Source organism: Burkholderia sp. Bp9004 (assembly GCF_003858025.1).
Classification (GTDB): domain Bacteria; phylum Pseudomonadota; class Gammaproteobacteria; order Burkholderiales; family Burkholderiaceae; genus Burkholderia; species Burkholderia diffusa.
In genome coordinates this window covers 1-21,546 of the sequence record NZ_QTQD01000018.1, presented here as the reverse complement: position 1 = coordinate 21,546, position 21,546 = coordinate 1, and the positions used below count along the sequence as shown (strand labels likewise).

At 65.0% G+C, this 21,546-nt stretch carries 23 protein-coding genes; 12 read left to right on the top strand and 11 right to left on the bottom strand.

Features of this window, described 5'->3' with window-relative positions; genetic code table 11:
* Positions 1-50: 50 nt before the first annotated feature.
* Together DIE08_RS19950 and DIE08_RS19945 are read left to right on the top strand one after the other, a co-directional pair.
* Positions 51-377, top strand: a complete 327-nt coding sequence (locus tag DIE08_RS19950; protein WP_124903189.1) for a thioredoxin family protein — start codon at positions 51-53, stop codon at positions 375-377.
* Between the two features lie 10 nt (positions 378-387).
* Positions 388-807: a secondary thiamine-phosphate synthase enzyme YjbQ gene (locus DIE08_RS19945; protein WP_059605044.1), complete on the top strand. Its 420-nt coding sequence runs from the start codon at positions 388-390 to the stop codon at positions 805-807.
* 57 nt (positions 808-864) lie between these two features.
* On the opposite strand, the gene atsR is transcribed toward DIE08_RS19945, so the two are convergent.
* The 3 genes from atsR to DIE08_RS19930 are packed head-to-tail and all read right to left on the bottom strand — an operon-like array spanning position 865 to position 4,113.
* The gene (atsR, locus tag DIE08_RS19940) at positions 865-2,676 is read right to left on the bottom strand and encodes a hybrid sensor histidine kinase/response regulator AtsR (RefSeq protein WP_124903187.1); all 1,812 of its coding nucleotides are present in this window, start codon (positions 2,674-2,676) and stop codon (positions 865-867) included.
* Positions 2,677-2,685: 9 nt separating this feature from the next.
* Entirely contained in the window at positions 2,686-3,186 is a 501-nt protein-coding gene (locus tag DIE08_RS19935) for a molybdopterin-dependent oxidoreductase (RefSeq protein ID WP_059605050.1), read from the bottom strand.
* Between the two features lie 48 nt (positions 3,187-3,234).
* On the bottom strand, positions 3,235-4,113 hold the full coding sequence (locus DIE08_RS19930) for a helix-turn-helix domain-containing protein (RefSeq protein ID WP_124627662.1): 879 nt from the start codon (positions 4,111-4,113) through the stop codon (positions 3,235-3,237).
* A gap of 354 nt (positions 4,114-4,467) precedes the next feature.
* On the opposite strand from DIE08_RS19930, the gene DIE08_RS19925 reads away from it, so the two are divergent.
* Together DIE08_RS19925 and DIE08_RS19920 are read left to right on the top strand one after the other, a co-directional pair.
* Positions 4,468-5,055 (top strand): tetratricopeptide repeat protein, encoded by a 588-nt coding sequence (locus tag DIE08_RS19925; protein WP_124627660.1) that lies wholly within the window; start codon positions 4,468-4,470, stop codon positions 5,053-5,055.
* A 120-nt stretch (positions 5,056-5,175) separates the two neighbouring features.
* Positions 5,176-6,003 carry a hypothetical protein gene (locus DIE08_RS19920; RefSeq protein ID WP_124627658.1) on the top strand — a complete coding sequence of 276 codons (828 nt, stop codon included), beginning with the start codon at positions 5,176-5,178 and terminating at the stop codon, positions 6,001-6,003.
* A gap of 203 nt (positions 6,004-6,206) precedes the next feature.
* Here the strand turns inward: DIE08_RS19920 and DIE08_RS19915 are convergent, their stop codons facing one another.
* Positions 6,207-7,223: a 1-aminocyclopropane-1-carboxylate deaminase gene (locus tag DIE08_RS19915; RefSeq protein ID WP_124903185.1), complete on the bottom strand. Its 1,017-nt coding sequence runs from the start codon at positions 7,221-7,223 to the stop codon at positions 6,207-6,209.
* Positions 7,224-7,414: 191 nt separating this feature from the next.
* Here DIE08_RS19915 and DIE08_RS19910 point away from each other — a divergent pair, with 191 nt between their 5' ends.
* Together DIE08_RS19910 and poxB are read left to right on the top strand one after the other, a co-directional pair.
* Positions 7,415-7,915, top strand: a complete 501-nt coding sequence (locus tag DIE08_RS19910; RefSeq protein WP_124903183.1) for an Lrp/AsnC family transcriptional regulator — start codon at positions 7,415-7,417, stop codon at positions 7,913-7,915.
* A gap of 299 nt (positions 7,916-8,214) precedes the next feature.
* A complete protein-coding gene (poxB, locus tag DIE08_RS19905; protein ID WP_124903311.1) occupies positions 8,215-9,936 on the top strand; it encodes a ubiquinone-dependent pyruvate dehydrogenase in 1,722 nt (573 codons plus the stop codon).
* Between the two features lie 22 nt (positions 9,937-9,958).
* On the opposite strand, the gene DIE08_RS19900 is transcribed toward poxB, so the two are convergent.
* Complete coding sequence (locus tag DIE08_RS19900; protein ID WP_124903181.1) at positions 9,959-10,876, bottom strand: LysR family transcriptional regulator; 918 nt, start codon at positions 10,874-10,876, stop codon at positions 9,959-9,961.
* A 121-nt stretch (positions 10,877-10,997) separates the two neighbouring features.
* Between DIE08_RS19900 and DIE08_RS19895 the strand changes: the two genes are divergently transcribed.
* Together DIE08_RS19895 and DIE08_RS19890 are read left to right on the top strand one after the other, a co-directional pair.
* The gene (locus DIE08_RS19895) at positions 10,998-11,981 is read left to right on the top strand and encodes an aldo/keto reductase (protein ID WP_124903179.1); all 984 of its coding nucleotides are present in this window, start codon (positions 10,998-11,000) and stop codon (positions 11,979-11,981) included.
* Between the two features lie 223 nt (positions 11,982-12,204).
* Positions 12,205-12,795, top strand: a complete 591-nt coding sequence (locus DIE08_RS19890; RefSeq protein WP_059605078.1) for a class I SAM-dependent methyltransferase — start codon at positions 12,205-12,207, stop codon at positions 12,793-12,795.
* Between the two features lie 57 nt (positions 12,796-12,852).
* Here DIE08_RS19890 and DIE08_RS19885 read toward each other — a convergent pair whose 3' ends face one another.
* Positions 12,853-13,989: an acyltransferase gene (locus DIE08_RS19885; protein ID WP_124903177.1), complete on the bottom strand. Its 1,137-nt coding sequence runs from the start codon at positions 13,987-13,989 to the stop codon at positions 12,853-12,855.
* A gap of 429 nt (positions 13,990-14,418) precedes the next feature.
* Here DIE08_RS19885 and DIE08_RS19880 point away from each other — a divergent pair, with 429 nt between their 5' ends.
* Both DIE08_RS19880 and DIE08_RS19875 read left to right on the top strand, forming a co-directional pair.
* Positions 14,419-14,784 (top strand): hypothetical protein, encoded by a 366-nt coding sequence (locus tag DIE08_RS19880; protein WP_124903175.1) that lies wholly within the window; start codon positions 14,419-14,421, stop codon positions 14,782-14,784.
* A 119-nt stretch (positions 14,785-14,903) separates the two neighbouring features.
* On the top strand, positions 14,904-15,470 hold the full coding sequence (locus DIE08_RS19875) for a hypothetical protein (RefSeq protein ID WP_124903173.1): 567 nt from the start codon (positions 14,904-14,906) through the stop codon (positions 15,468-15,470).
* A 30-nt stretch (positions 15,471-15,500) separates the two neighbouring features.
* Here DIE08_RS19875 and DIE08_RS19870 read toward each other — a convergent pair whose 3' ends face one another.
* Positions 15,501-16,376, bottom strand: a complete 876-nt coding sequence (locus tag DIE08_RS19870) for a LysR family transcriptional regulator (protein ID WP_124903171.1) — start codon at positions 16,374-16,376, stop codon at positions 15,501-15,503.
* 160 nt (positions 16,377-16,536) lie between these two features.
* Between DIE08_RS19870 and DIE08_RS19865 the strand changes: the two genes are divergently transcribed.
* Positions 16,537-17,856, top strand: coding sequence for a DUF3422 family protein (locus tag DIE08_RS19865; protein ID WP_124903169.1), 1,320 nt, complete (start codon positions 16,537-16,539; stop codon positions 17,854-17,856).
* A gap of 43 nt (positions 17,857-17,899) precedes the next feature.
* The gene (locus DIE08_RS19860) at positions 17,900-18,103 is read left to right on the top strand and encodes a hypothetical protein (protein WP_124903167.1); all 204 of its coding nucleotides are present in this window, start codon (positions 17,900-17,902) and stop codon (positions 18,101-18,103) included.
* A 76-nt stretch (positions 18,104-18,179) separates the two neighbouring features.
* On the opposite strand, the gene DIE08_RS19855 is transcribed toward DIE08_RS19860, so the two are convergent.
* The 4 genes from DIE08_RS19855 to DIE08_RS19840 are packed head-to-tail and all read right to left on the bottom strand — an operon-like array spanning position 18,180 to position 21,350.
* Positions 18,180-20,192 carry a phospholipase effector Tle1 domain-containing protein gene (locus DIE08_RS19855; protein ID WP_124903165.1) on the bottom strand — a complete coding sequence of 671 codons (2,013 nt, stop codon included), beginning with the start codon at positions 20,190-20,192 and terminating at the stop codon, positions 18,180-18,182.
* A gap of 15 nt (positions 20,193-20,207) precedes the next feature.
* Positions 20,208-20,663, bottom strand: coding sequence for a DUF3304 domain-containing protein (locus tag DIE08_RS19850; RefSeq protein WP_124903163.1), 456 nt, complete (start codon positions 20,661-20,663; stop codon positions 20,208-20,210).
* Positions 20,664-20,680: 17 nt separating this feature from the next.
* Entirely contained in the window at positions 20,681-20,881 is a 201-nt protein-coding gene (locus DIE08_RS19845) for a hypothetical protein (RefSeq protein ID WP_124903161.1), read from the bottom strand.
* Between the two features lie 13 nt (positions 20,882-20,894).
* Entirely contained in the window at positions 20,895-21,350 is a 456-nt protein-coding gene (locus tag DIE08_RS19840) for a DUF3304 domain-containing protein (RefSeq protein WP_124903159.1), read from the bottom strand.
* Positions 21,351-21,546: the final 196 nt, after the last annotated feature.

The window sequence follows — 21,546 nt, the reverse complement described above, 5'->3', positions numbered from 1 at the left end:
CCCACGCCGGCACGCCGCGGCCACGTTCCGCAATTGCACACGAGGGCCCGATGGACATCGAGCAACGCTACACCGCCAACGCGCCGACGCGCGCGGAAGTCGACGCACTGGCCGGTGCGACCGTCATCGAATTCGGCACGAACTGGTGCGGAATCTGCGCGGGCGCGCAGCCTGCGATCGTCGCGTCGTTTTCCGCGCATCCGGCCGTGCGGCACCTGAAGATCGAGGATGGTCCGGGTCGGCCGCTCGGCCGTTCGTTCGGCGTGAAGCTGTGGCCGACGCTGGTATTCCTGCGCGACGGGGTCGAAGTCGCGCGCGTCGTGCGCCCCGCCGATGCCAGGCAGATCGAGGCCGACGGCTTCGCCGCGCTCGCCTGAGGTCGTCGTCATGCAACAGGCCATCACGCATATCGGTGTCGACGCGCGCGGCAGCGGCCTCGTCGAGTTCACGCCGCAAGTGCGCGCATTCGTCGATCAGCAGGCCATCCGCACCGGGCTGCTGACCGTGTTCTGCCGCCATACGTCCGCGTCGCTGCTGATCCAGGAGAATGCGGATCCGTCCGTGCAGCGCGATCTCGAACGTTACTTCGCGACGCTCGCACCCGAAGACGACACGCGCTACGAGCACGACACGGAAGGCCCCGACGACATGCCCGCCCATCTGCGCACGGCGCTTACGCAAGTGCAGCTGTCGATCCCGGTCGAGCACGGACGCATGGTGCTCGGCACGTGGCAGGGCATCTATCTGTTCGAGCATCGTCGCGCCGCGCATCGGCGTGACATCGTGCTGCATTTGATCGGCGAGTAAGCGGGAAACGCGCAACGGGCGGCTGGAAGGCCTGCCCGTCACGCACCGCGGCCACGCTCAGCCGAGCAGCTTCTCGAGGAGTGCGCCAAGTTCGCGCAGGTGAACGGGCTTCGGCAGGAATGCGTCGAACACCTGCTGGTTCTCGCGCAGCGCGGCCGATTCGTATGCGCTGACACCGAGAATGGACGGAAACTTTCCGTCGTCGTCCGGTTGCGCGGCCATCCGGATGCGGCGCGCGACTTCGAAGCCACTCACGTCCGGCAGTTCGAGATCGAGCACGACGAGGTCGTAATGCATATCGCCGAAACGGGCGATGCCTTCCTGCCCGGTGCCGCACAGGTCGACGTCGAGGCCGAGCGCCGAGAGCATCGCGCCGAGCGTTTCGCGCGCGTTGTCGTTGTCGTCGACCACGAGCGCGCGGCGGTTGCGATGCGCGGCGGCGGCCGGCCACGCGGGTGCGTCGCCGGTCGTTTCGCCGGCATCCGGCACCTCGGCCGGCAGCGTCACGACGAACTCGCTGCCTTCGCCGACGACGCTGCACACGTCCACGTGGCCGCGCAGCGTCGTCACGATCTCGCGCACGACCGCGAGCCCCATCCCGATTCCGTCCACATGCAGGCCGACCGCGTCGTTCGCGCGGTAGAACGGCTCGAAGATCTTCGACAGATGCTGCTTCGCGATACCGGCGCCCGTGTCCCGCACGGCGAGTTTCAGTTGCCGGCCGGCCGGCGCGTCGACGAGCATGATCGATACGTCGATCGATCCGTCGACGGTGTATTTCACCGAATTCTCGATCAGGTTCGACAGCACCTGACGCAACAGCTTGCGATCGGAGCGGATCGCGAGGTCGTGCGGCTCGACGCGCTGCGCGACGGCGATCCGCTTGGTCGCGATCTTCGCGCGCAGCGGATCGAGCACCTCGGCGAGCAGCGATGCCATGCCGACCGTTTCGGTTTCGGCGAGGCGCTTGGTCGAGCGCAGCTTGATGTAATCGGTGAGGTCCTTGACCAGCGCTTCGAGCGACGACGCGGAATTCTGCAGCCGCCGGATCGTCTTCAGGTTGGCGTCGGACTGCGGCCGCGCGAGCAGGATCTCGATCGAACCGCAGATCGCCTGCAGCGGCGTGCGCAGTTCATGGCTGACCATTCCGAGGAACGCGTTCTTCGCCTCGATCATCTCGAACGCGCGATCGGATGCCTTGCGCTCCGCATCGAGCGCGGCGTCCTGTCGTTCGAGCAGGTCGTCGCGCGTGCGCATCGTATAGAACAGCAGCAGGAACAGCGCGCACAGGATCACGCCGAGGATGATGCCGAGCGACACGATCGCCCGCTGCTTTTCCTTCAGCTGATGGAACGTGAAATCGCGCTGCGCCATCTCGATCGCGCGGAAGTAGTTCGCAAGGCCGTTGACCTTCGGCCAGTACGCGTTGACGTCGTCGATCACGTGCGGCGCATCGTTCGGTGCGTCGCGCAGCAGCGGCACGTCGTGCTTCAGGCGCGCCATGAATGCGCCGAGCACCGCGATTTCCGCGCGCGCGCGCGGGATGCGCAGCCAGTATTCGGACACTTCAGACGGCCGCTGCAGGAACCCGAACGACACCGACAGGCTGTCGAGCTGCATCTGCACGTGGTCGAAGTCGTTGTCCACGTGCGTCGAGTAGAGGATCAGCTGGCGGTCGAAGCGCGTGTAGGCGTTCCGGTATTGCGCGGCCGTCCAGAACACGCCTTCGCGCGGTCCTTCCAGCACGCCCTCGTTGACCGAGGTCGCGAGCAGGTCCCACAGCAGGAATGCCCATGCGGCGAATCCCAGGATCCACAACGATCCCAGGATGAGGATGATCTTTCTGTTCTTCCACCGCCCGCGCATCATGTCGCGCGTTTACTTCACGGTCAGGCCGATGATCTGCCATGCGAACTTGGCTTCGCCGAGCGGCGTCTTCAGCTCGTCGGGATACTGGTCGCGCGGATACATGATCCACAGCGGGCCGTAGTTGTCGTTGCCGAGCACCTTGCCGTTCATCGTGCGTGCGAGGATCACGCCGTACTTGTCGGCGTCCGACACGGGGATCGTGAACGTGTATTCGTCGATGCAGCGGAACTCGATCTGCGTGCCGTGCGCGTCGACGGTCTTCAGCACGTCGGACAGGCGCGGGCCGGTGAAGGTCGCTTTCGGTGTCCAGCTCGTCGACGTGACGATCGTGTGCTGCGGCAGTGCCATCAGCGCCTGCTCGGTAAAGACGAACGTCGTCTTGCCGGGCTGGTTGCTGCGGCCGATCTTGCCGTCGACGGTGAACGTGAACGACGCGGCCCAGCTCGCGGCGGCCATGCCGAGCAGGCCGGCCGTGATCAGGGTCTTGATCCAGAGGGTCGAAATTCGCATGTGTTTCCCTTTTTCGTGTTCGTGTGGTGGCCGGTTCTCGTCGTGGTCTCAGCTCGCGGCGGCGGCCGTGGCCACCGGCTGCGTGATCTTCAGTTCGCGCGCGACTTCGGCGAACAGGATCGGCAGGCGCACCGGCTTTTCCTCGCAGCGCGCGTTGTAGTGCGACACGATGTGCGCGATCTCGTCCTCGCTCGCTTCGCCGGTGGAGATCTTGCCGGTCAGCAGGAAGATCGGCGCGCCGCCGTTCTCGCTCGAGCGGATGCCGCGCACGAGTTCGGCGGCCGTCTGGTCGCCGAGCATCCAGTCGAGGATGTAGCCGTCGAAATCCTCGACTTCCAGCGCCTTGCGGAACGACGCGCCGTCATGGTACGGAATCGCGTTCACGCCTTTTTCGATGAAGTATTCGCACACGGTCTCGGCGACGTCCCGCGAATCGTCGACCACCGCGATCCGCGCCGCGTACACGGTCGGCTGGCTCGAGCGCAGTTCGATGACGTCGACCGGATAGAGGCGGCCTTCGCGCGCGTGCTGGCGTTCGGTGACGATCCATTCGCCCTGCCACTGCAACGCGACGAAATCCGTTTCGGCCTGGCTGCTGGCCTTCGCCGAGATCGCCGCGCGGCAGCGGAAACGGCGCGACTCGATCACGAGCGTCGCGTCGATCATCTCGGCGGCGGCCGGCTGTGTGCCCTTGTCGTCGAGCAGGATCGCGGGCGGCACGCCGAAGTGCGTCGCGATGTCCTGCAACTGCGACAGGTTCCACGGGATCAGGCCTTTCATCTTGCGCGTGACGACCGAGAAACTGAGGCCCAGCACGTTCGCGATCGTCGTGTTGTGACTGCGCGGCGGAATTCCGTTGCGCGTCAGCAGATCGCGTACCTTGGTTGCGGTAATGAGATCGGCATTGGCCTGCTCGCTATTGGACATCTCGACGGGGTCTCCTGGTTTTAGCGACGAAGAGCATATTCAAAAGTGACGCGATACGCAAACTTTGAAATCACGAATCACCTTGACATGCCATTTTTCTCCATTATTATTGCTCACCACGTCACTATTGTTTGCCGCGTCAGGTTGAGGCGCCGGTGTCGACAACGGTCGGCCCAGCGAAAAGCGGCAGCCAGCGCGTGACTGAACGATACGAAGAGAGCCTGAGAGAGCCTTGGACCGCGTGTCGGCGTGGGTGAATTGTATTCGCCCCGCCGCGCGCGAGCCGGGTACGCGCTCGCGGGGGTGAAATAGCGCGAAGCAGTGCGGCGCAAATAAATCGAGGGAAAAGTAAAAATGGTTCGCCGTTTTCTGGCACCGGGGCTGCTGTTGTTGTTGGCCGCGTGCGCGCAGGATCCGTCCGCCACCAGCAACACGGTGCGGATCTGCGATGACACCGGGTGTTCCGATCGCCCAAAAGATCAGGTCTCCTATCAAAAAAGGGACGATTCCGACGATCGCGAGGATCCGCGCATCGTTTCGTTGAAGCAGGCCGCGAAGACGCAGCCGAAGGCCGCCTATGACCTCGGCCTGCGTTATTTCCGCGGCGATGGCGTGCGCCAGGACAGCTACCAGGCACTCAAGTGGATGCGCGATGCCGCCGAGCGCGGCGACCTGAACGCGCAGAAGGCGCTCGGCAGTTTCTACCTGTTCGGCCTCGAGGAGATGGGCTCCGATCCGCGCGAAGCGGACAAGTGGCTGTCGATCGCCGCGGGCCGCGGCGACAAGGAGTCGAAAAAGCTGCTCGAGCTCGCCCGCAAGGCGAAGAAAGAAGACGAGGACGACTGGAAATGGCGCACGCAATGGCGTGACGTCTATTACGGCTACTGGTACTCGGGCTATCCGTACTACGGCGTCTGGCATCAGACGTACTGGTACTACTGACCGGGCCGAAAGCAACGGAGGCGGCTGCGGGGAGACCACCATCGCGCGCCACGCCGGGGGGCTTATCAAAGTTCGCACGAACACATAAGCCGAACAACGACTCTATCGATCGACAACGACATGAAGACCATCCTTTCCCAACGTCTCACTCAAGGTGCGCTGGTTGCAGCGCTTTGCGCGTCCGTCGCCGGCTGCGGCGGCATGGTGACGCCCGGCGGCCAGAACGCCGGCGTCACGGGCGCTGCCGCGGGCGGCGCGAGCGCCGGTGCGGATTCGCAACTGCAGCGCTGCGCGTCGCCGCTCGGTACGATCGCGGTCGACGACGGCCGCAATGCCGACTGGTGGGGCCCGTTCGGCAGCGCGACCAAGGTGACGAGCATCGACCCGCTGTTGCGCCTGGCCGTCCAGCAGTCGAACTGCTTCGTGATCACGTCGATCGGCAACCAGAAGAGCGATGCGCGCCTGTCGCGCATCACGCAGCTGCAGCGCAACTCGGGCGAATACCGTGCGGGTTCGAAGCAGCAGAAGGGCCAGCGCGTCGCGGCCGACTACTATATGGAGCCGCAGATCGTGATCAACGATTCGCCGATCGGCGGCATCGGCAGCATGATCGGCGGGCTGATCGGCAACAGCGCGGTCGCGGCGGTGGCCGGGCATCTGCAGACGAAGGCGTCGGTCGTGACGCTGACGCTGTTCGACGTGCGCTCGGCCGTGCAGATCGCGGCGTCGGAAGGCAGCTCGACGGCGACCAACTACGGCGCGGCGCTGGGCGGCCTGGGCGGTGGCGTGGGCGGCGGTCTCGCCGGCTTCTCGACGACGCCGGAAGGCAAGGCGACGGTCGTCGCGTTTATCGACGCGTGGAACAAGATGGTCGTCGCGCTGCGCAGCTACAAGGCGCAGGACGTCAAGGGCGGCCTTGGCCGCGGTGGTCAATTGCAGGTCAACTGACGTTCCGGGCCGGCGCTGCATGTCCTGACGTGCAGCACTAGTCGAACTGGGTGCATCCGGTGCATCGCGGCGTGCGTGCCAGTCTATGCGGCACGCGCGTGAGAACGACGGCCTGATCGGATCGAAGCGGCCGTCCACCGGGAATCGGCAAGAGGCGGCAGACCGGCGAGGCATGCGCGACGTCGGCGTGCCGCATCGCGCGATCAACCTTCCCGAAAAATCCCGCTATATGCACTCAACGCCGGCACCCCGCCAAGGTGCGCATACAGCACCTTCGACCCCGGCTCGAATTCCCCGCGCCGCACGTGGTCGATCATCCCGTGCATCGATTTCCCTTCATAGACGGGATCGGTCAGCATGCCTTCCAGCCGCGCACACAGACGAATCGCCTCCAGCGTGCCATCGTTCGGCAGTCCGTATTCCGGCCCGGCATAGCGCGTATCGAGCACCACGTCCTTCTCCTCGATATCGCGCCCCAGCCCGACCAGCTCGGCCGTGTGCCGAGCGATGCGCGTGATCTGTTCATGCGTGCGCTCGGGCGTTGCCGACGCGTCGATGCCGATCACGCGGTCCGCGCGTCCGTCGGCCGCGAAGCCGACGACCATCCCCGCCTGCGTGCTGCCCGTGACCGAGCAGACCACGATGTAATCGAACTTGAAGCCAAGTTGTGCTTCCTGCTCGCGCACTTCTTCCGCGAAGCCGACGAACCCGAGTCCGCCGAGCGGGTGCTCGGAACACCCGGCCGGAATCGGATACGGCTTGCCGCCCGCCTGCCGCACGCTCTCCATCGCTTCTTCCCAGCTGCGGCGAATGCCGATGTCGAAACCGTCGGCAACGAGCCGCACGTCGGCGCCCATCATTCGTGACAGCTGGATGTTTCCGACGCGGTCGTACACCGGATCCTCGTAGTTGACCCAGTGCTCCTGCACGAGCACGCACTTCATCCCGAGATGCGCGGCGACGGCCGCGACCTGGCGTGTCTGGTTCGATTGAATGCCGCCGATCGACACGAGCGTGTCGGCGCCTTGCGCGAGCGCGTCGGGGACGAGGTATTCGAGCTTGCGCGTCTTGTTGCCGCCGAAAGCGAGGCCGCTGTTGCAGTCCTCGCGCTTCGCATACAGCTCGACCTTGCCGCCGAGGTGCGCGCTCAGACGCCTGAGCGGCTGGATCGGCGTCGGGCCGAACGTGAGCGGATAGCGGGGGAAACGTTGCAGGTTCATCGACAAGCTCCGAAAGGCTGTGGGCGGGAATTCGCATCGGACGGGGGCGGCCGGCACGCCGTGTCCCAATGGAAAAATGATAGGCAGGACGGCGCGAAATGAGCTTGCGAAATTAATAACGAGGGCCTACGTTGTCGATGAGATGCGGATCAGATGGATAATTTTCGTTCGTAAAAAGTACAGGAAACGCAATGAAATTAGATCACGGCAATGCCTTGCCGGCCGCCGCCGCGCCGGTGCTCGACCGCATCGACCGCGCGATCCTGCGGCAGTTGCAGCAGGACGCGTCGATCTCGAACGTGAGCCTTGCCGCGAAGGTGAAGCTGAGCGCACCGGCGTGCCTGCGGCGCGTCGAACGGTTGAAGGAGATGGGGCTGATTCGCGGTATCGTCGCGCTGCTCGACCCGAAGCCGCTGGGTGCCGGGATGCTGGTCGTGATCGGCTTCGTACTCGATCGTTCGACGCCCGAGGCGTTCGCCGAATTCGAGAAGGCCGCGCAGAAGGTGTCGGGGTGTGTCGAATGTCACGTGGTAACCGGCGAATTCGACTACTTCATGCTGGTCCGCACGCGCGACAACGAGAGCTTCAACCGCTTGCACGCGGAACAACTGCTGTACCTGCCCGGCGTGCGGCAGGTGCGATCGTTCATGGTGCTCAAGGAGATTCTGTCCACGCATGCGCTGCCGGTGTAGCGCATCGCGATGGGGTCAGCCGCGCAGGCTGCGTTGACGGCATGCGGGCCGGGGAGCGCGCCGCCCCGCAGGGCAGCTCCGTCGAGAAAACGACTGGCGTGCCGCGCTCTGCGTTGCCACGGTGCCGCGTTGCCGCGTCGCCGCGCCCGTCCGCCGCCGCGTCGCCGCGTTGCCGCGCGTGACGCTCGCATCGTCACGACGCCGCGCGGCACGATCGCGTATGCTCGTCCCGTCAGCGGCGACGGCGGCTGCCGTAGCCGGATCAATCGTGTAACGACCGATCAATGAGCGAGGGCATGATGGCTAGACAGACGATGGCGGAATACCTGGCGAAGACGCTGGCGGCAGCGGGCGTCGAGCGCATCTGGGGTGTGACGGGCGACAGCCTGAACGGGCTGTCGTTCAGCCTGAGCCAGATCGGCTCGATCCGCTGGATGCATACGCGGCACGAGGAAAGCGCCGCGTTCGCGGCCGGCGCCGATGCCGCGTCGACCGGCCGGCTGGCGGTGTGCGCGGGCAGCTGCGGCCCCGGCAACCTGCACCTGATCAACGGTCTCTACGACTGCCATCGCAATCACCAGCCGGTGCTGGCGATCGCCGCGCACATCCCGTCGACCGAGATCGGCCTCGGCTACTTCCAGGAAACCCATCCGCAGGAGCTGTTCCGCGAGTGCAGTCATTTCGCGGAGCTCGTGACCAACGCATCGCAGTTCCCGCGCGTGCTCGCGCGCGCGATGCGCACCGCGATCGAGGAGCGCGGCGTCGCGGTGATCGTGCTGCCGGGCGACATCGCGCTCGGCGACGGCCCGGAAGAGGCGCCCGCGTGGAGCGGCTCGGCGCCGCCGTCGATCCTGCCGGCCGACGCCGATCTCGACCGGCTCGCGGCGCTGCTCGACGCGTCGGACGCGGTCACGCTGCTGTGCGGCAGCGGCACGCAGGGCGCGCACGACGAAGTGGTCGCGCTGGCCGACACGCTCGGCGCGCCGGTCGTGCATGCGCTGCGCGGCAAGCAGTTCGTCGAATGGGACAACCCGTTCGACGTCGGGATGACGGGGTTGATCGGCTTCAGCTCGGGCTATCACGCGATGGAATCGTGCGACACGCTGCTGATGCTCGGCACGGACTTCCCTTACCGGCCGTTCTACCCGACCAACGCGAAGATCGCGCAGATCGACTGCAAAGGCTCGCAGCTCGGGCATCGCGCGCCGCTTGCGTTGGGGCTCGTCGGCACGGTGAAGGAAACGATCGCTGCGCTGCTGCCGCGCCTCACGCGCAAGACGCAGCGGCGCTTCCTCGAGAACGCGCTGAAGCACTACGCGGCCGCGCGCAAGGGGCTCGACGATCTCGCGGTGGCCGAGCCGCCGGGCCGCGCGATTCATCCGCAATACCTGACGAAGATCGTCGACGACGTCGCGGCCGACGACGCGATCTTCACGGCCGACGTCGGCACGCCGACGCTGTGGGCCGCGCGCTACCTGACGATGAACGGCAAGCGCCAGCTGCACGGCTCCTTCAACCACGGCTCGATGGCGAACGCGATGCCGCAGGCGCTCGGCGCGCAGGGCGCGCATCCGGGGCGGCAGGTCGTGTCGCTGTCGGGCGACGGCGGGCTGTCGATGCTGCTCGGCGATCTGCTGACCGCGCGCCAGCTCAACCTGCCGATCAAGATCGTCGTCTACAACAACAGCCTGCTCGGCTTCGTGTCGATGGAGCTGAAGGCGGCCGGCTATCTCGACACCAACGTCGACCTGAGCCCGACCGACTTCGCGGCGATCGCGAAGGGCGCGGGCATCTTCAGCGTGCGCGTCGAACATTCGGAGAACGTCGAGCAGGCATTGCGCACGGCGTTCGCGCATGACGGGCCGGCGGTCGTCGACGTCGTCACGTCGAAATACGAACTCGCGATGCCGCCGAAGATCGAGCTCGCGCATGCGAAGGGCTTCAGCCTGTTCATGCTGCGCGCGATCCTGAGCGGGCGCGGCGACGAGATCGTCGAGCTGGCGAGGACCAACCTGCGGTGAAGTGGCGGAGCGGGGCGAACCGTCAGTTGTCCGACGCGTTACCTCCGGCAGCCGTCCATTCGCGCACGGCTTCGACGAACAGCCGCAGGGCGGCCGGCGGATGCCGGTTCGCCGGATAGTAGAGGCACAGGCTGTCGAACGTCTGCGCCCATTCGGGCAACACGCGCACGAGCCGGCCGTCGGCCAGATGCTCGGCGACCCGCGCGTGCGTGACCCATGCAATGCCGATGCCGGCGAGCGCCGCGTCGACCATCAGGCCCAGGTTGCCGAGCGTCATCGGCCCGTCGACGTCGACGCTCACGCGCTTCCCGTCGCGCATCAGGTCCCATCGATAGAGCGCGCCGCTTTCGAAGCGGAACCGGATGCACCGGTGGCGCGTGAGGTCCTGCGGCATGTCCGGCGCGGGGTGCCGCGCCAGGTAGTCGGGCGACGCCACCGCGACGAAGCGGACAGCGTCGCCGAACCGCACGGCGATCATGTCGCGCGGCACGTCCTCCCGCACGCGGATGCCGGCGTCGAAGCCGTGTTCGACGATGTCGATCAGCCGCGAATCGACGACGAACTCCACGTGGATGTCCGGATAGCGCGCGACGAAGCCGGGCAGCACATGCCGGATCAGCGGGCGCGACGCGGATTCCGACGCGCTGATCCGGATCTGGCCGGACGGCCGGTTGCGGGCGGTCGCGGCGTCGTTCATCGCGTCCTCGAGATCGGCGACGGCGGGCCGCACGCGCAGCAGCAACTGTTCGCCGGCTTCGGTCAGCGCGACGGAGCGGGTCGTGCGGTTGAACAGGCGCACGCCGAGCCGCGCCTCGAGATGACGGATCGCATGGCTCAGCGCCGACGGCGACACGCCGAGGATGCGGGCCGCGCCGCTGAAGCTGCGCTGTTCCGCGATCGTGATGAAGGTCGTGAGTTCGCCGAGGCCGGTGCGTAGCATTGATGAAATTCGTTCAATAATGCATGAAATGGTACGCCGATTGTTGAGACGTATCCATCAACCTACACTCGCTTCCTCGGGCATCCCGTCAATCGTCTTCACCTTTCAGCAGGAGAAAGTCATGCAAAAGCGCATGCTTGGAAAGAGCGGCCTCGAAGTCTCGGCAATCGGGCTCGGCTGCATGGGATTGAGTTACGGCTACGGTCCGGCCACCGACAAGGCGAGCGGCGTCGCGCTGATTCGCGCGGCGTTCGAACGTGGCGTGACCTTCTTCGATACGGCCGAAGCGTACGGCCCGTTCGTCAACGAGGAACTGGTGGGCGAGGCGGTGGCGCCGTTTCGCGATCAGGTCGTGATCGCCACCAAGTTCGGTTTCGAGAATGGCGAGCCGATGAAGGGCGTCGACAGCCGGCCGTCGCAGATCCGCGCGGTGGCCGACGCAGCGCTCAAGCGGCTGAAGGTCGACCGCATCGATCTGTTCTATCAGCATCGCGTCGATCCGAACGTGCCGATCGAGGACGTCGCGGGCACCGTCAAGGATCTGATCGGCGAAGGCAAGGTCGCGCACTTCGGGCTGTCGGAAGCCGGTGAGCAGACGATTCGCCGCGCGCACGCGGTGCAGCCCGTCGCGGCGCTGCAAAGCGAATATTCGCTGTGGTGGCGCGAGCCGGAGGAGCGCATCCTGCCGACGCTCGAGGAGCTCGGCATCGGCTTCGTGGCGTTCAGCCCGCTCGGCAAGGGTTTCCTGACGGGGGCGATCGATGCGAGCACGACGTTCGATGTGACCGACTTCCGCAATATCGTGCCGCGCTTCTCGGAAGAAAACCGCAGGGCCAACGCGGGCCTCGTCGACCTGCTCGGCCGGATCGCGGCCGACAAGGGCGTGACGCGCGCGCAGATCGCGCTCGCGTGGCTGCTGGCCCGCAAGCCGTGGATCGTGCCGATTCCGGGCACGACGAAGCTGCATCGGCTCGACGAAAACGTGCGCGCGGCCGCGGTGGTGCTGACGACCGACGAACTGTCGGCGATCGAGACGGCGCTGCGCCAGATCACGATCGTCGGCGAGCGGTATCCCGCGCAGCTTCAGCAGCGCGTCGACCGCTGATCGGGCAGCCGTCGGTTGCACGGCCCGCATCGATGACGCAATCAGGGACAATCTTCACGTCGCCTTAAGTTTGCATTTCCTAGAATCGATTGATCGCCGCGCGAGCGCGGCGGACCGATTTGTTCAGGAGGATGCACGTGAAAGAGCCCCGTGTCGTCGTAGCCCTGTTGCATGCAGTCATTGGCACGTCGAAGCTGAAAGCGCAACCGCGCAAGGTTGGCCGATGATCTGGCCGAACGCGTTGCGTGTCTCGGCACTGTTCGTGCGCGAGTGGGTCGGCCGCCCGGCCGCGGTGGGCGCGTTGTGCCCGAGTTCGCGGCATCTGGCGCGCGAGATGGCCGATGCCGTGCCGGACGGCGACGGGCTCGTCGTCGAGCTCGGCGGTGGCACCGGCGCGATCACCGCCGCGTTGCTCGAACGCGGCGTCGCGCCACGGCGCCTCGTGGTGGTCGAGCGGTCGCCGGCGTTCGTGCAGCACCTGCGACGCCGCTTCCCCGGTATCTCGATCGTGTCGGGCGACGCGCGACAGCTCGAGCGGCTGCTGCCGTCCGACGCGGCGGTCGATGCGATCGTGTCCTGCTTGCCGCTGCGCACGCTGCCGCGCCAGGACGTGACGGCGATCGTCGGGCAGTGCGAGCGCGTGCTGTCAGTCGACGGCGTGATGATCCAGTTCACCTACGATTTGCGCGTGCCCGAGCGTCACCCGCTGCGCGATCCGGCATTTGTTGCCGACGCCAGCCGGATCGTGTGGGCAAATATTCCGCCCGCGCGCATCGTCACGATGCGCCGGGCCGCGATCGGACAGGCGGCGTGATGCCCACATCGTGCCGCGCTTCCTTTCGTCGACCCTGCGGATGCCGTCGGTCGCGGCTCATGTCGCGGCGTCCGGCACGCGCGCCGCAGGCCGCGACGCGGCCCGCCGGATGATGCGGTCGAGCGGCGTCGCGTAGCCGCGCGCGACGGACGCGCTCAATCCGGCCGACAACACCAGATACGCGACGAGCAGCACGAGCTTGCCGTTGCCGTGCATGGTGGCGGGCGGCCACACCGTGCGCAGCGCGCCGAGCGCGATCAGGTGAAACAGGTACAACTCGTAGCTGAGCCGGCCGCTCCAGCGCAGCGGCGCGAGCGCGCGGCCCGTTGCTCGCTCGCCGCGGGCATGCGCGCCGATCAGCAGCACGGCTGTGCCGAGCGCCATCGCGGATACGCCGATCACATGGCTCTGGGCGATCGGCCACGCGAGATAGAGCACGGTCATCGCGATCGCGGTCAGCCATTGCACGGGCGCGGCCGCGAGCCGCTGCCAGCCGGCGCGTCCGGCCAGCACCGCGGTGCAGCAGCCGATCGCGATTCCGTCGAAGCACGCGAAATACGCATACAGAAACCCGCCTTCGTCGCTCGCATGCGTGAAGCGGTACACGGGCCCGATCGCGACGACCGCCAGCCAGAACGCGAACAGTCGCGCGTCGCGGCGCAGGGCGATGCACAGCAGCGGAAACGACAGGTAGAACATCTCTTCGACCGACAGCGACCACAGCACGCCGAGCGCGTAATTGACCCATCCATACGTGCCGATCAACACGTTCATCCAGAACGTCAGCGATGCGAGATTGACGAGCCAGAACGACACGGCGACACCCTGCGGCGCGTGGTTCGCGAAGATCGGCACGCCGGTCGCCGCCAGCCCGTTGACAAGCGCGAGCAGCAGGAGCAGGCACGGGACGATGCGCGCGATGCGCGACACGTAGAACGCGCGCACGTCCACCGCGCCGAGGCTGCCCCAGCGGCGGCGCGCATTCGACGTGATCAGGTAGCCGGAGATCACGAAGAACATCGTCACGCCATAGTTGCCGTTGCGGACCACCGCGTGCACCGCGTCCCAGCCGAACATGCGCGCGACGGACGTGTCGCGCAGCGAATACGGGATGTTGAAGTGATGCAGCAGGACGAGCAGGATCGACACGCCGCGCAGCACGTCGATCCGGGCATTGCGCGGCCCGGCGCTCATTGCGGCCGGCCCGGTTGCGCGCGAGCCGGCCGCGCGGCCGGGAACGTGTCGCGTGAATGCCGCACGGTGTCGGATTGGGCGTCGGGCAGCGTGGGGCGCCAGGGGTTCAAGCAGGACTCCATCGGATCGGGATCGGGGCGACATGTGCGATGCAGGCTGGCCAACCGGAAGCGGTGGAGCGTGCGTGCAATTAAAGCGACGTCCGGCATCGAGGACGCCGGACGTCACGGTGGCACAAGTGTATCGGTGGATCGTTGGCGATTGTCCTGTCAGCGTTGACGGGGCGCACGCCGCGCAACCCGACCGGTATGAGCTGCTCTTCCGGCATGCCGTTTTTTGCACTGCAAAGCCGTTTTTTTGCACGGTATTTATGCGGCGCCTTCTAAGCTCGGGATGTGTCCAACAGCCAGGACGCCCTCCGTCCGCACCATGACCTTCATCCATCCCGTACCCGGGTGCGACATCGTCAGCCGCCAGCCGCGTGCCGGCGCGCGCACTACCGTCGTCCCGCTCCCGCCGCCGCGCCCGCGCCTGCGGTTGCCCGTCACGCTGACGGCCGACACCGGCGCGCTCGCGCACGCCCGGCTCGCGGCGCTGCTGCATTCCCCGCTCGGCGTGTATGTGGTCAGCGCGCGTACCGTGCGCGACGTGATCCATGTGGAATTCGACATCGCGCCGGAGGATCTCGACTTCACGCTGCACATGCTGATCGCGCAGCAGGTCGATGCCGTGATCGGTCCCGTTGCCCGCCGTCTGCGCGTGGCGACGCAGGATCGTCAGGCCGGGGAACGCTGATTGCTCGTACGTTACGGTTTGCCGCCGATTCGCCGTCCGTCGTGCTGTCCGCGGGCCGGTCGCGGCGAGCGTTTGTGCGCCGCGTCGCACGCGGCGCCGGCCCTCGACAGGGAGGATCCATGCACCTCATGGAAGAAGTGCAGACTACGCGTCCGGCAAGCGGCCGCGTGCGCGTGGCGGCGTTGCCGTCGGGCACGCAGCTTGCCATGCAGCTGCGGGTGACCGTGCGCGCGGCGGAGGTGCTGCTGCGTCAGGCGATCCGGCTGCCGGATCGCCATCAGTGGTCGGTCGACCTCGAACGTGTCGACGCGGCCGGCGGACCGCTGGCCGCCTGGGATTCGCACGTGACGCTGCGCATCGCGAAGACGTTCGCGCCGTCGGCCGATGCGAACACGCGCGCCGGCGATCCCGACCAGGTTGCGGTCGACATTCGACTGTTTCTTCCGGAGCAGGCGTACCTGGGCGAGCAGCGCGTCGGCATCTTCGGCCGGCGGCACGGCAACCGGTTCGGGGCGACGCTGTCGGTGACGGCCGGGTCGCAATGGGGCGGCCGGCGTATCGAATGCATTCCGCCTGCCGGGCGGCATGTGCATGGCGACACGCTGGAAGCGCTCGTCGACACGGTGGCGGGCATCGTCAACGCGGCGCTGCTCGCGGCCGGCCATCCACGGCCCTGCGGTTCGTGACGGCGCAGGCGGCGCGCGCCCGACCGCGGTTCAGGCGTCGGCGGTCTGGCCGGTTTGCCGCTGAAGGTCTTCCATCAACTGCTCCGCGAGAAAGTCGCACGGCGGGCGCTTCGAATTCGTGCTGCGCGCGAGGATCAGCTCGAGCGGCGGCAGATCGGGCAGCCCGTGTGAGCGGCCGAGCATCGACAGCTGCGCGGGGATCGCGCAGCGCGCGAGCGGCGCGACCGCGAGCCCCGCCTCGACCATGCTGAGCAGCCCGAGCAGGCTCGGGCTTTCATAGGAGGTGCGGTACGGCACCTTCGCGCGTTCGAGGCTGCGGATCGCGTTCTCGCGCGCAACGCTGCCCGGCATGAACACCGCGATCGGCAGCGGCCGTTCTTCCCACACGCGCGGCCCGTTCGTCATCGCGGCCCATGCCATCGGCTCGTGGCGGATGAAGTCGCCGGTCAGCCCCTTGATGCGCGTGCCGCACACGAGATCGACGGTGCCTTCCTTGATCAGCGGCGCGAGCGCGCTGCTCGGCAGCCCCATCACCTGGATCTCGACCTTCGGGTAGGTCGCCGAGAATTTCTTCAGGACCGACGGCAGCAGCGACGACGCATAGTCGTCCGGCACGCCGATCACGACCTTGCCGGTCACTTCCGGCCGCACCACGGCCGCCCACGCCTCGTCGCGCAGCGCCAGCATTCGTCTGGCGAATCCCAGCAGCACCTCGCCTTCGCGCGTCAGCACGATGCTGCGCGGCTTGCGCACGAACAGCGGCCGGCCGATCGCGTCTTCCAGGCTCTTGATCTGCATGCTCACGGCCGACTGCGAGCGGTTCACCGCTTCGGCGGCGCGGGTCATGTTGCCGGTTTCCGCGACGGCGACGACGGTGGCCAGCACGTCGTGATCGAGCATCTTCATGGGTATCAGGAAAACTGAACGTAACGATCAGCATTATGCGTTTTTATTGTTGCTATGTGTCTGCCATAGTGGCATCGAGCCTGCCGTATCGTTCGATGCGGTGCGGCCAACACGCCGGCGAGCCCGGCACGCAGCGTTGAACAGGAAGAGTGGTGTACCAATGATGGATCATCCGTTGCGCGCCGCGCTGGCCGCGGAATTGCATGCCCGGCCGTTCCTGCGGCTCGCCGAAGCCGTGTCGCTCACGCATTACGCGATCTACGCGGACGGCCAGCCCGATATCCACGAAACGCTGCTGCACGCACTGTGCCGTGACACCGGCATTGCCGTGCCGCAGGACGGCGCGACCCACCTTGCGGTGCAGTCGCCGTGCGGCTGGCATCTGAAGTGGGAGCGGCACACCGAATTCTCGACGTTCACGTTCGTCGCGCCGCGTCGCGACACCGGCTATTTCGACGATCTCGCGATCGAAGGGATTCCTGCCGCGTGGTTCGCGCGGCTCGCCGGCATCCGCTTCGTCGCGGTGCGCATGGAACTGCTGACGGGCGACGCCGCGCGGCTCGTGTGCGGTGACATGCGCCGCTGGATCGACGGGCCCGCGCTTGTCGGCAGCAACGTGCTGGGCGGCGGCAAGGTGTTTTGCGACTGGCATGTGCGTGACGACGGCTTCATGCGCTTTCTCGTCGTTGACGAGGATTTTCGCGAGGAGCAGGGCGGCCGGCTGCTGCAGCGCCTGTATGAAATCGAGACGTACCGGATGATGGCGCTGCTCGCGTTGCCGGTCGCGCGGCGGATGAGCCGCGAGCTCGACGAGATCCACGCGGCGCTGCATGCATTGATGCAGCGGATGGACGCGAGCGGCGCAGACGGCGACGACACGGCGCTGCTCGTCAAGCTCACGCATCTCGCGGTGCGGGTCGAATCGCTGTCGGGATCGGGCGCACGTTTCAGCGCGTCGCGTGCGTACGAAAAGCTCGTGCTGGCCCGCATTCACGAGCTGCGCGAGGAGCGCATCGAAGGGATGCCGACGATCGCCGAGTTCATGGAGCGGCGCTTCGCGCCGGCGATGGAAACCTGCCGCAGCGTGTGGGCGCGCCACGAGCAGATCGCCGCGCGGATCGCGCGAGCGGTCGACCTGCTGCGCACGCGCGTGAATCTTGCTCAGGAAAAGGACGTGACGCGCCTGCTGGCGGGCATGGAGCGCACCGCGCGCAATCAGCTTCACTTGCAGCACGCGGTCGAAGGGCTGTCGGTGGCGGCCATTTCGTACTACGTGCTGTCGCTCGCGACGGCGGCGTTCAAGGCGCTGCATGTGATGAACCTGCCGGTCGATCCCGAACTGGCGGAAGGCCTGCTGATCGCGCCGGTCGTGTTCGCGGTGATTCACATCACGCGGCGCACGCGCGCGCAGCTGGCGCGATCGGAGGCGGCGCACGACGGCATGCCGGTGCAGGCGGCGGCATTGAAGCAAGTTGGTTAGAACATCGAAAACATAAACAGATAAAACAGGTAAAGGAGTGGAGATGACTTTTTCGCAGAAGCAACCGGGGTTTTACAGCGATTTCGATGCCGCGTTCGACGAACCGGCACCGGATGAGCCGGGCGCGCCGGAAGCGCCGCGCGTGACCTCGTATCAGGCCGTGCTGCAGGAGCCGATGACGTCGCTCGTCGGGAATACGCTCGACCGGCCGGACGTCGCGGCGGTGGCGATTCTCGGGTACAACTGACGCGGGGCCGGATGCGGTTGGCACCCGGTCGCGTGTGCGGCCGGGCGGGCTTGCTGATTGGCGTGGTGTGTACTGCTCAGTCGCCGGAGAGGTCGCCGATCGACGCGCCGTGCGGAATCTGGCCGGACGTGACCTGCCTGACGTATTCGTCCTGCGCATCCTTGATGTTCTTCGATACGTTGCCGAGGACTTTTTTCACGTAGTCCTTCGCGGCGTCGGTCTGGCGTGCGACCCAGCCTTTCTCCTCGATTTCGCGCAGTTGCATGAATACCCCGTCGCCGAGCGACACGTTGTTGAATGGCGTGATCGTGTTGTGTACGAAGTTGTCGAAGAACGCGATGACTTCCGGTGACAGTTTTGGCGGGTGCACCCATGCGGTGGCCAATGCGCGCACGGTCTTGTCCGAGATGTCGTCGACTGTCCGGCGTTCGCCGAAGGTGAACTGCGGGACTTTGGAATTCGGATCCTGGCTCTTGTAGTACCAGTCCCGGCCCTCATAGTTTGGCAAGCCGCCGCCGTGCGGGAAGACCGCGTTGTAGACGTCGGCGTCCACGGTGTTGATGAACAGGCTGTTGCCGGTGCTTTCGTGCGCGGTGCGATCGTGGACGTAACGTGCCCATGACACGAACAGCTTCTGGTGCTCGAGAAAATGTGTTTCGAGCGGGCCGCTCGATTTCGGCAGCATCGCGGTGTAGGCCGCGAAGAGGTCATTAACCGTGAGATTCTTGCCGTTGACGTTGACGGTTTTCTGGAAATCGAATTCCTTTGCCGCGGTAGGGCGTTTGTCGCGCATCTGTGAAAGCGGGAGAAACGGTACGCCGGCCGCCCACGCACGATCGAGCATGTTGCGTGCCGACACACGCGCCAACTCGGCGGACTTGTTATCCTCTCCCTCGCGAAATCCTCCGCCAACGTCGGATTGACTGCCGGGATAGACGATTTCAAGCAGGTTTGCGTGATCGGACGATTTTCTCGGCGAATCGAGATTCTTGTAGAAGCGCAGTTCTGTCGCCGCGACGTGATGAACGATCGACTTGAATTCCTTCTGTATGTCGTACTCGCCGAGCGACTGTTTGGCCAAGCCAATGAACATGCTAAGCCCCTTGATACTGAAGCTGACGGCTTTGCCTTCGCCTGGAATGACGCCAAGCACCGGGGAAACTACCTTGGTAAAAACCGAATCTGCGAAAGACGTCGACACGCAATCAAAGAGGCCCATGAAATCAAATTCCACGGGAATCCCGTCATACGTCACCTGGCCGTTCCCTTGCTTGCATACCTTTCCGATCAGTTCGTTTGCAAATTTTCGGGCTATGGTGCCACCGCGATCGTAGCCGAAGATCGCTACGCGGATCCGCAGAATTTTACGAGGATCGGAATCGCGTGCATCCAGTACGTTTTGCTTGAAGTCAGCAACCGCCTGCTTTACACGGATGTCGAAGCCGGTTCCCATATATCCGGCACTGAACTCGCTGTCGCGGACAGGCTGATAAGAGTCCGCGGCGATGCTTACACCAGACGAGACCAGTTCGGGTCCCAGTTTTTTCAGAGAAAACGAGTCTTTTATATTGTTTTTCGCTGTAGTGCCAGCGCCAGCGGTACCTTCGAGAATCGCGGATCTGGCTCGGGTCAGTAGACCTTTGTCGCCGGCGTCGTTCATTGCCCGTTTTCGGATATCGTCGGCGACGGCCTTGGCAGGCCCTTTCAGAAACTTGTCGCTCGCCATCTTCTCGGCGGTGGACGCGATGTCGCTTGCCACCTTCTTGCCGGTGCCGACCGTCTGGTTGGCAAGGTCGCGGCCCATCCCGTCGTAGTACATCTTGTAGATGCCGCGCTCATCGTTTGTTTCTTCGTGTGCATTGAACAGTCGAAGGATATTCGACGGGTGATCGACATCCTTTAGCCCTTGCGCAAATCCATCAAAAAAGAAGGATTGGTAGATTTCCTGATGGCAGCGAAAGCAAGGGCTTGGCGGTTCGGGGGGAAGCTGCGCGCTGACGCTCGCTGCGCGCGATGCACGGGAGGCACCGGAGGCGGAATCGGATTGGCTTGAGTTGGCGCTTTGGGCAGGACTGGTTTCGTTCGACATGCTGCGCTCGCTATCTTAGTTTGCGTTCGGGATGTTTGCCTTGATTCGACGTTCGACCCACTGCGCCTCAATCTTTCGATCGGGCAGAAAATGAAATGCGATATACCCGCCATGCTTGTTTGGCAGAGGGGGAACGGGAATGTCGGTTTCGTAAACCTCATTCGGCACATTCTTTTGAGCCTGCTCTTTGGTCAAGTCATAGATGATCTTTATATGCCAGGTCTTTTTCCCTCGAGGGACATCCATGCAGCATACGATGCCACCGCCTCCTTGGGATTCGTGCGCATATGATCCCCCTGCGCCGAAATCGTCGATCTGAAAGCTGTAGATGCTTCGATCCGTGTGGTTATAGCTAATGACCCGATACGGTCCGTATCCTCCTGTCTGCGCATGCACCCACCACGCCCCGCCGAGCAGGAGCACCGCGACGACGATCGGGTTGCGAATGAGACGGCGAAGAAAATTCAGCATGTCGATGTTCCTGTCATTCAGTTCGTCGTGGACGACGCGTTACTCGTGGTATTCGGGTTGCGCGGACCGGTCGGGTATTCGACCCATTGGGCTTCGATCTTGCGGTCGGGCAGGAAATGGAACGCGATATAGCCGTCGCGTTTGGTTGGCAGCTTCGGGACGGCAATGTCCGTCTCGTAGATTTCCGGCGACAGATCGGGGATTGTGTCGTTAGGCATGCTTTCCTCCCGGTTACTGCAAGTTCGGATTGTGAGGGTCAGTCGGCAGTTCGGCCCATCGCGCTTCAATTTTCTGTTTCGGCAAGAAATAGAATTCGATGTATCCGCCGTGCTTGTCAGGAAGCGGCGGAATAGCAATGTCCGTCTCGAAGATGTCGCTGGGAAGGTTGTTTTTGTATTGTTCTTGAGTCAGCTCGTACTTGAGTTTGATGCGCCAGGTTTTCTTGCCCCGAGGTACATCCATACAGCATACGGTTCCACCGCCACCGCCTGGCTTGTGCGCACGCACGTTACCTGCGCCAAATTCGTCGATCTTGAAACTGTAGATACTGCGATCGGTGAAGTTATAACCGATGACGCGGTACGGGCCGAAATCTGTGGTTTGCGCATGCACCCACCACGCACCACCGAGCAGCATCATGGCGATCGCGATCGGGTTGCGAATGAGACGGCGAAGAAAATTCAGCATGTCGATGTTCCTGTCATTCAGTTCGTCGTGGACGACGCGTTGCTCGTGGTATTCGGGTTGCGCGGACCGGTCGGGTATTCGACCCATTGGGCTTCGATCTTGCTGTCGGGCAGGAAATGGAACGCGATATAGCCGTCGCGTTTGGTTGGCAGCTTCGGGATGGCAAGGTCCGTCTCGTAGATTTCCGGCGACAGAT